Source organism: Bacillus cereus (assembly GCF_002564555.1).
In the GTDB taxonomy this organism is placed as follows: domain Bacteria; phylum Bacillota; class Bacilli; order Bacillales; family Bacillaceae_G; genus Bacillus_A; species Bacillus_A cereus_K.
In genome coordinates this window covers 104,155-112,430 of record NZ_NUVD01000005.1, presented here as the reverse complement: position 1 = coordinate 112,430, position 8,276 = coordinate 104,155, and the positions used below count along the sequence as shown (strand labels likewise).

Here is an 8,276-nt window from a genome sequence, read left to right as displayed (position 1 = left end):
CATGTAACACCAGAAGAAGAACAAGTAGAAGAAGAAACAACAGAAGAAATAAAAGAAGAAAAACCGGAAGAACCAAAGGTGACAGAAGAGCCGAACGTGCTTGAAACGCCAGAGGTGAAAGAACAACCGGAAATCTTGGTAACACTAGAAGAAACAACGAAGGAACTGGCAGAGCCATCAAAACCGGAAACACCAAAGGTGACAGAGGAAACAAGTGTGTTAGAAAAACCGGAAGTACAAAACAAACAAGATATACACAGTCAATCTGACGTACCATCTAGTAAAGAAAATAATAAGCAATCAAAATCTCTTCCTCAAACAGGTGGAGTATCAACTGAATCTACTTCTACTATTGCGGGTATGCTTGCATTAATTTTAGGAGCGATGATGTTTAGACGCAAAAAAAATTAATGAACGTGAGAGTATTAAGTGCCTGTGTTTGTAGTTAGGGAGCACGAGGTATATAAAAAAGCGGAGACGATAGGTCTCCGTTTTTTTTTGTTATTTGTGGGAATTTTACTGCCCGTAAACGCCAGATTGGTGAGAGTTGATTAAAGTTTCACTTTATAAACGAATGCTTTATTTTTTTGCGAAATCGTATGATTAGCGTAATGAAAATAATACCGAAAATAATTTTCCAAATGTGTTGACCAAGTATCATGAATATATCTTCTAAATTTTCACCTAACCAGTAACCACCGATCAAGAAGAATGATACCCAAAATAGAGCGCCTGAATAAATTGTCATCGCAAAGCGGCGAAATGGTAAGTTGATAATTCCTGCAAAGTATCCTGTAAAGTGGCGTACGCCTGGAATGAAAAAAGCGATAAAGATGAGGAAATATCTGTATTTATCGAACCACATTTTCGTTAAATCAATTTTTCGTTGTGTTAAGAATACATATTTGCCGTATTTCTGAATGAAAGGCATGCCAAGTTTGTTTCCTACAAAGTATTGGAATGTGATACCTACACTTGTCCCGATAAAAGATAAAATAATTAAAGTTGGTAAATTTAAATCACCTTGATGGGATAAAAATCCCGCATAGGCTAATGTTGGCTCCCCTGGAAATGGAAGAGCGATATATTCTAAAAGCAATCCGATGAGTACGACATAATACCCGTATTGCTGAAACAATTCATAAATCCATTCCATGTTGTACTCTCCTTTTCAAACTGATGTTGTGCCATATCTGCCCCTTTTCTTTTATGTTGAATAGCCTCACCCCAATTGAGCTGAAACTGTATTGGTGGAAGGGTTTAGTCTATCTAATGACCACGCGCTTCTTTTCTATATAGGAGTGATCGTGAAAGGGGTGAGATGTAAAGTGAATAATCATACTTCATATAGCCCTTTACTATTTAGTAAAGAGCATAGAAGTGTGAAAGTTACAATTAGTTGAAATCATAGCGGTATAAAAAGATATTTAGATTTTCTTGTATTGATTCAAAAGTAATTTCTTTTTCTGTGACACGCTTGAAGTTTTGTTTGTCATAAAATCTATAGTTACAGTTATTGTCTGTATATAAATATAAAGATGTCACATCTTCGGTTCTCATATATTGGAACAAGTAGTTCATTAAAGTTTTCCCAACTCCAAGACCTCTCGATTCTTCGGATACGATGAATAATTGTATGCAGCCTTGAAAGCGATCTTCTTTTCCTTGAATTAGTTCTTTATATGTTTTTTCAACTTTTATAAATGATTTTAAAAACTCTCTATTCTCTTTATTCGTCATGATTAGTTTCAGTGTGTTATAGGCAAAGCTAAAATTATTATGAAATCTCTTTAAACGATTTTTGTCTTTTTCGGAATCGCCTAAAATGACACCGATAACTTTATTATCTTTTTCAGCTACTTTGCTAAAAGAACTTCCTAAAATACAACTTTGTAGATAGAAGTTTAATAAGGAATCTAAATAGTTTTTATCTGTAATGAATTGATTAAATCCAAATGCTTCACCAATTAAATGTTTAATGGATTCATAGTCTTCTCTAACAATGCTTCTATATTTTACTGTGCTCATAATTATATACTCCCTTTATTAATGTAAATAACTTATTATAATAGTAATGTCTCCTCTAAGGGGAGAGTCAATAGTGGTAGGAGAAAAAGTAAAAAGGAAGAGATTCAGGTGAAAAAATTATTTTCTATTGGAGAAGTTGCAAAAATAAAAGATATAACGATAAAAGCATTAAGGTACTATCATAAGATGGGGATTCTTATTCCAAAGCATATTGATGAAGTAACAGGATATAGGTATTACTCTATAGATCAATTTATTCACATAGATATTATAAAAAGCTGTAGAGAACTGAACACCAGTATCGTAGAACTTCAAGAGATTTTTAAGGAGTGCAATACAGACAAATTATTCCAATTCTTATACTTAAAGAGAGCAGAAGCTGAAGAACATATAAAGAAAATGAAAGAGGTAATTGAAACGATTGATGGGTTACATGCGAAAGTAGGGAGTTCACAGGAAATGTTAAAACGTGATGAAGTATCTATCGAGTTCTTTGAACAGCGGTATGTCATTGTAGCGCCTTGTAAAGAAGTGGGGAGTTTACAGGAGTTACTTTATTATTCCGATTTAGAGAAAATCACTCAAGATTATGAAGGGGAAATGGCAATGGAAATGGGGATTCTCTACAATGTCAATGAAAAGTGGGATGTAGAACCGAAGTATGTTTTTAATAAGGTACAAGATCATGTACAGATGGAAGACATGCAAAATATAAAAATATTACCGAGCGGGAAATATTTAACATTGGCATATAGTAAAGAGAATGAAGAGGAACGTAGAAATACTATGATTAAATATGTAAAAGAAAATCATATAGAAGTGGAAAGTTTCATTGAAGTGGAGTTAGTTACTGATGTTTTTAATACAGAGTCGTATAGTTGTCAACTTCAAATTTTTATCGGGGATAGTGAAAATAAGAAGTTTTGACTTCGTAATTTGATAAATGGTGATCTCGTAATGTACGGGATCACCATCAGTGGTGTGCTCCTTACTTAGTAAAGGAGCACATTATTTACGTGAGAAACCTTCTTCATCAAGGTATTCCGCAGCTTCTGGATAAGAGTTGAATGTACCGTCTAAGTTTACGCCAGCGTAAACGTTCCACATGTCATCCTCTGAGATAAGAGTAAGAATATGACCATCTTCGTTATGCCATTCTTCTTCTTTCGCAGGCTCTGCAGGAACTACGATTTCTTCTTGTGATAGTCGTTCGATTGATTGCTCAATTACTGAACGCAATTCTTCTGCTGAAAATTCGCGGATGTTAATCATACCTTTATCGTCCGTTTTGTAACCTTTAATGCCGTTCGCATATACAAAGCCGTTTCCATTTGGATGTAAGTGATATACAACGTTCTTTTTATCTAAACGACTTTCTTCAAAGTGAAAGTTTACACGTTTTAATGATACGTTCTTTCTTTCTAATTCAGGGAAAGATTCAATGATCGATAATTTTTCTTCAAAAGTTAGCATAGTGCCTCCAAGTATATAGTAAAAGATTTAATTTGTTCATTATAGCATAGTTGCAATTGTTTCCAAAGATAAGGGGGAAACTTTTCATTGAATACGTTTACTTCACGAGACTGTAAAAAGTACGCTAACGAATAAATCTATTTAGGTGTACAATGGAATGTGGACTTAATAAGTAAGGTGGTTATTGTATGTTTCAAAAAATAGCAAAGGAATGTTTAGCAGGGTTTACTGTTGCGATTGTTGCATTGCCACTTGCGATTGCATTTGGTATTGCGGCAACGGGAACATCTGAAGGAGCGCTTGTCGGATTATATGGTGCCATTTTTGCTGGTTTATTCGCGGCGTTATTTGGCGGGACACCTGGGCAAGTAACAGGACCAACTGGACCGATTACAGTTATTGCGACAGGAGTAATTGCGACGTACGGGTTAGAAGCGAGTTTTATCGCATTTATGATGGCAGGACTGTTTCAAATTTTATTTGGTGTATGTAGGCTCGGTTCTTACGTTCGATATATTCCGTATCCTGTTGTTTCCGGATTTATGAATGGCATTGCACTGATTATTATTTTAGGTGAAATGAAGCACGTGCAAAATAGTTTTCTACTTGTATTATTAACGATTATTGTAATGATTGTTTCTGGAAAGTGGATTAAGGCCATTCCATCTAGCTTAGTTGCATTAGTCGGTGTGACAGCTACGCTTCCTTTATTTTCTTCTGTATTAGAAGGACTTACGGTGAATATTCCAATGGTAGGGGATATTTCGCTCAATAAGGTAATTGAAAAGATTGGAACCATTCCAGAAGCGATGCCGTCTATTCATATTCCGGCTTTAAGCGGCTTAGGGATAGTAGAACTTATTTTACCAGCGCTTAGCATTGCTTTATTAGGATCGATTGACTCGTTATTAACGTCGGTCGTAATGGATAACGTGACAGGTACACGTCATAAAAGTAATAAGGAACTTGTTGGACAAGGTATTGGTAATATGATGAGCGGATTGTTTGGAGGATTAGCAGGTGCGGGTGCGACTGTGCGTTCTATTGTGAATATAAGAAGTGGCGGTAAAACGGCGCTTTCGGCATGTATGCATAGCGTTATATTGTTTATTTTCATTATGGGGCTTGGCTCGGTCGTACAATACATTCCACTTGGCGTATTATCAGGTATTTTAATTTTAACTGGTATTGGAATGTTTGATTGGGAAAGCATGAAGAAGATGCATGTAGCACCTAAAGGTGATGTGCTTGTTATGCTCGTAACGATGATTGTCACAGTGAAGTTTGATTTAATGATCGCGGTTGCGTTCGGGATTATTCTTTCTTTCATTCTATACATGGTGAAATGTAAAGAGCGTAAAGCTTCAATTGTAAAAGAAAGAGAAGCAACGTATACGATTCAAGGCCCGCTTTCTTTCTTATCAGTAGATCGTATTTTTACGGCTTTACAAGGTATAAAGTCGCCGGTTGTTTTACGTATGAAAGATGTGCGCTATATGGATGTGTCAGGAGCGATGGCGTTATTAAATTTTGTTGAGCAGTCTGATAAAGCAGGAGCGAGTGTAACGCTTGAACAAGTACATCCAAGTATTGAAAAAACGATCGTAGTAATGGCGAACGATGAACAGAAAGAGAAATTGAAGTTTTTAGGCGTTTAGAAGGTATAACAAGAATATCTCACACTCTTAGGTGAAGAAATGATAAATGGAAAAGCATGGATTAAAATTATTTCAGATAAATCGAAAAGAACAATCACATAACAAAGAAGGTGCTTCAAAAGCCAGTGTGACTTTATGAAGCACCTTCTTTGTATTATTCAATATCAAGGTCAACAATCGTATAAGCAAGTATAACGGCAAAGAAAATACTTACGGCTGGAGCTGTTAATACGTGACCAGACATAAAGCCGATGCCGAGCGATAGGACGAGTGTACTAGCTAGTAGCATGTGTTTTACGCTTAATAGTTTCTTGAAGTTAGTGATGATGCAAATGAATATTTTAATACCAAAATAAAGAAGCGGTAGTAAGTACATAAGGAACCCAACAATTCCGAATGCGAAGAATAGATCGTGGAAATCCATTTCGACTAACTTCGGTTTAACCGTATAGTTACCAGCATAGCCCATTCCAAATAGTTTTTGAGATAGTGGTGCGTCTTTATAGTATTGTTTGTGTATGTTTAAAAGCTTGTCACGATCACTGTAAATTAAACTTTTCATTTCAGAGTCTGTTAATTCACCCTGCGCACGTTTTCTTGCTTCTTCTGGATCTTCTGTAATTAATTTTCCTTCTCTGCGGTCGTTTTCTTCTTGTACTGACTTTTTATGTTCATATATTTGTAAATGGATGCTCATATTTTTTGCGATAGGAGTATGTGGTGTAAGTACGAATAAACCTCCTAATATGATAGCAGCAACAGCTGTGTTTACAAGATATGTGAATCCTTTTCCTTCTTTTTTACGATGAATGATATATTCAATAAATAAGAAGAAAAGGGCGATACCAAGTGTAATAACAATGGCACCGTAGCCTACTTTCGTTCCGATCATGATGCTTGCATACATCGCAAGTATAGTTGGAATCCAGTAATAGACTTTTGAGAAAGAAGTTGTTTTATGGACCGAGTATAAGACAACGATTGGGAACATAATTGCGAAAATAGCACTTAAATCATTTCCAGCAAAGAACCAACCTCTTGAACCAATCTTTGAGTTTGGATAGCTTGGGAAATCTGTACTAGTTAACATTGCCACAATCATTGAGATACTGAAAATTAAAGTTGCATATAAGAAATAGGTAATGATTTTATGAAACGTATATTCGTTATTTTTTAACTCTTTAAATGCGATGATATATCCAAACAGTAGCACAATTGGGTATAGGATTTTTAAAATAAATTTCACTTCTTCGACCAATGAAATTGGAGATTTGACCATTAAATTATTAACAAGGCCGATTGCGAGTACAACTCCAAGTAGGCATAAGTAGAGAATATATTTTTTCGCATCCTTTTGTTTATGATGAAGAAGTAGATATCCTAATGCAAGAAGCATAAAGATGAACCGGACTACGATTCCGACTGTTGCGCTCATATGTAATACATAGATTGAAAAAGAGGTTAATAAATCTAAAATTGGTTGAAATACAATGAATAGCAGCAGTAAGTGGGGGAAGTAGTTATCCGTTTGTTTGAACTTATTAATCATATACTCCTCCATTTCTTCATTCTTTTATCCCGTTATTTGCCGGGCAGTAAAACTCCGCACCCGAGTGAGGGGATACAGGCCTTTTTTATAGGAAGACGAATGAAATTCAATATTTGTTTTTATGTATCAAACATAAGAATACACCATTTCATAGTAACGGTAAATAAATGAAATATATGGAGAAAACGACTTTAATTTCTATATTTTGCAACGGGATTGTATGTTTTATACAGAGCTGTATACAAATTATACAATTATTAGACAGAAAATTAAGAAAAAAGAAGGGTTTTTTATCTGCTTTCTATAATTATATAAGTATAATCTTTATGTGGAAAAGAGGGGTATATAATGGAAGTAACAAGTAAAACAGAATCTGTTGTTGTGAAATATGAAGGACGCGTAGCAACGGTTATGGTCAATCGTCCAGAAGTGTTAAATGCATTAGATGAACCAACGCTAAAAGAGCTATTACAAAAGTTGAAAGAAGTAGCGGAGAGTTCTGCGCATATTGTCGTGCTATGCGGGAATGGCCGTGGTTTTTCTGCGGGTGGGGATATTAAATCGATGCTTTCAAGTAATGATGAAAGCAAGTTTGATGGCATTATGAATACCATTGCTGAAGTCGTTGTGACTTTATATACGATGCCGAAGCTTGTGATTAGTGCAATTCATGGACCAACTGCTGGTCTTGGATTAAGTATTGCATTAACAGCTGATTATGTTATGGCAGATATATCATCAGTTATTGCGATGAACTTTATTGGAATCGCTTTAATTCCAGACGGTGGTGGTCATTTCTTCTTACAAAAACGCGTCGGTGAAAATATGACGAAGCAAATTATTTGGGAAGGAAAGAAATTATCGGCGACAGAAGCATTAGATATCGGTTTAATTGATGAAGTAATCGGTGAGGATTTCCAAACAGCTGTGAAGCAAAAGATTAGTGAATGGTCACAAAAACCGATCAAAGCAATGATTCAAACAAAGCAAATTTTATGTGAAGTGAATCGCTCTAATCTAGAACAAACATTGCAACTTGAAAAGCGCGGTCAATATGCGATGAGACAAACAGCGGATCATAAAGAAGGCATTGCTGCTTTTTTAGAAAAGCGTCTACCGGCATTTAAAGGGGAATAAAGTGAAAATGTAATCCGTGGGGATCATCCCCCGTTAATTCGAGATAAAGGGGAGAAAGTGCTAACACATTTTAGTATAATTGTGTTAGCACTTTTTTTTAGGAGTAATATATGAAGAAAAGTATCGGTGTTATCGTTATTATTTTACTTACATATTATGCTTTGCATAGTACACCATCTCTTGCAGTACGGACTGCGCTATTCTTTGAGGGACATCCAATTGTTGCTTTCTCAGGTGAAGTAACGAAAGAACGGGATGTGAAAAAAGAGGCGATTCCTGATGAGTACCAGACCTTATACGGCGATAAGAAAGAAGAACCAGAGCATTATTTCTTTCCGGTAGTAAGGGCGCACGGATCAGGAATTGATATGTTAAGTGCTTGTGTGAAAAAAGAATGGTTTTTCTATAAAGCAGAGCTCGGGTGTTATTAA

The 8,276-nt window shown here is 35.6% G+C and carries 9 protein-coding genes; 5 read left to right on the top strand and 4 right to left on the bottom strand.

From position 1 onward, the window contains the following. A partial coding sequence (locus COI75_RS02080) for an LPXTG cell wall anchor domain-containing protein (protein WP_255265667.1) occupies positions 1-411 on the top strand: 411 nt, incomplete at its 5' end. A gap of 148 nt (positions 412-559) precedes the next feature. On the opposite strand, the gene COI75_RS02075 is transcribed toward COI75_RS02080, so the two are convergent. Continuing rightward, on the bottom strand, positions 560-1,156 hold the full coding sequence (locus tag COI75_RS02075) for a DedA family protein (RefSeq protein ID WP_000454872.1): 597 nt from the start codon (positions 1,154-1,156) through the stop codon (positions 560-562). Between the two features lie 239 nt (positions 1,157-1,395). Then, on the bottom strand, positions 1,396-2,028 hold the full coding sequence (locus tag COI75_RS02070; RefSeq protein ID WP_000108761.1) for a GNAT family N-acetyltransferase: 633 nt from the start codon (positions 2,026-2,028) through the stop codon (positions 1,396-1,398). 108 nt (positions 2,029-2,136) lie between these two features. Between COI75_RS02070 and COI75_RS02065 the strand changes: the two genes are divergently transcribed. Next, the gene (locus tag COI75_RS02065) at positions 2,137-2,955 is read left to right on the top strand and encodes a MerR family transcriptional regulator (protein WP_000732822.1); all 819 of its coding nucleotides are present in this window, start codon (positions 2,137-2,139) and stop codon (positions 2,953-2,955) included. An 81-nt stretch (positions 2,956-3,036) separates the two neighbouring features. On the opposite strand, the gene COI75_RS02060 is transcribed toward COI75_RS02065, so the two are convergent. After that, positions 3,037-3,501 carry a hypothetical protein gene (locus COI75_RS02060; protein WP_000955005.1) on the bottom strand — a complete coding sequence of 155 codons (465 nt, stop codon included), beginning with the start codon at positions 3,499-3,501 and terminating at the stop codon, positions 3,037-3,039. Between the two features lie 188 nt (positions 3,502-3,689). On the opposite strand from COI75_RS02060, the gene COI75_RS02055 reads away from it, so the two are divergent. After that, on the top strand, positions 3,690-5,159 hold the full coding sequence (locus tag COI75_RS02055; RefSeq protein WP_000486702.1) for a SulP family inorganic anion transporter: 1,470 nt from the start codon (positions 3,690-3,692) through the stop codon (positions 5,157-5,159). A 154-nt stretch (positions 5,160-5,313) separates the two neighbouring features. Here COI75_RS02055 and COI75_RS02050 read toward each other — a convergent pair whose 3' ends face one another. After that, the gene (locus COI75_RS02050) at positions 5,314-6,708 is read right to left on the bottom strand and encodes an O-antigen ligase family protein (protein ID WP_000608624.1); all 1,395 of its coding nucleotides are present in this window, start codon (positions 6,706-6,708) and stop codon (positions 5,314-5,316) included. Positions 6,709-7,056: 348 nt separating this feature from the next. Between COI75_RS02050 and COI75_RS02040 the strand changes: the two genes are divergently transcribed. After that, positions 7,057-7,845, top strand: coding sequence for an enoyl-CoA hydratase (locus tag COI75_RS02040; protein WP_000454181.1), 789 nt, complete (start codon positions 7,057-7,059; stop codon positions 7,843-7,845). Positions 7,846-7,955: 110 nt separating this feature from the next. Further along, a complete protein-coding gene (locus tag COI75_RS02035; protein WP_000748201.1) occupies positions 7,956-8,276 on the top strand; it encodes a hypothetical protein in 321 nt (106 codons plus the stop codon).

Coding starts and splice junctions, on each gene's coding strand:
- COI75_RS02075 (WP_000454872.1), bottom strand. CDS start 1,156: ATGGAATGGATTTATGAATTGTTTCAGCAATACGGGTATTATGTCGTA.
- COI75_RS02070 (WP_000108761.1), bottom strand. CDS start 2,028: ATGAGCACAGTAAAATATAGAAGCATTGTTAGAGAAGACTATGAATCC.
- COI75_RS02060 (WP_000955005.1), bottom strand. CDS start 3,501: ATGCTAACTTTTGAAGAAAAATTATCGATCATTGAATCTTTCCCTGAA.
- COI75_RS02055 (WP_000486702.1), top strand. CDS start 3,690: ATGTTTCAAAAAATAGCAAAGGAATGTTTAGCAGGGTTTACTGTTGCG.
- COI75_RS02050 (WP_000608624.1), bottom strand. CDS start 6,708: ATGATTAATAAGTTCAAACAAACGGATAACTACTTCCCCCACTTACTG.
- COI75_RS02040 (WP_000454181.1), top strand. CDS start 7,057: ATGGAAGTAACAAGTAAAACAGAATCTGTTGTTGTGAAATATGAAGGA.
- COI75_RS02035 (WP_000748201.1), top strand. CDS start 7,956: ATGAAGAAAAGTATCGGTGTTATCGTTATTATTTTACTTACATATTAT.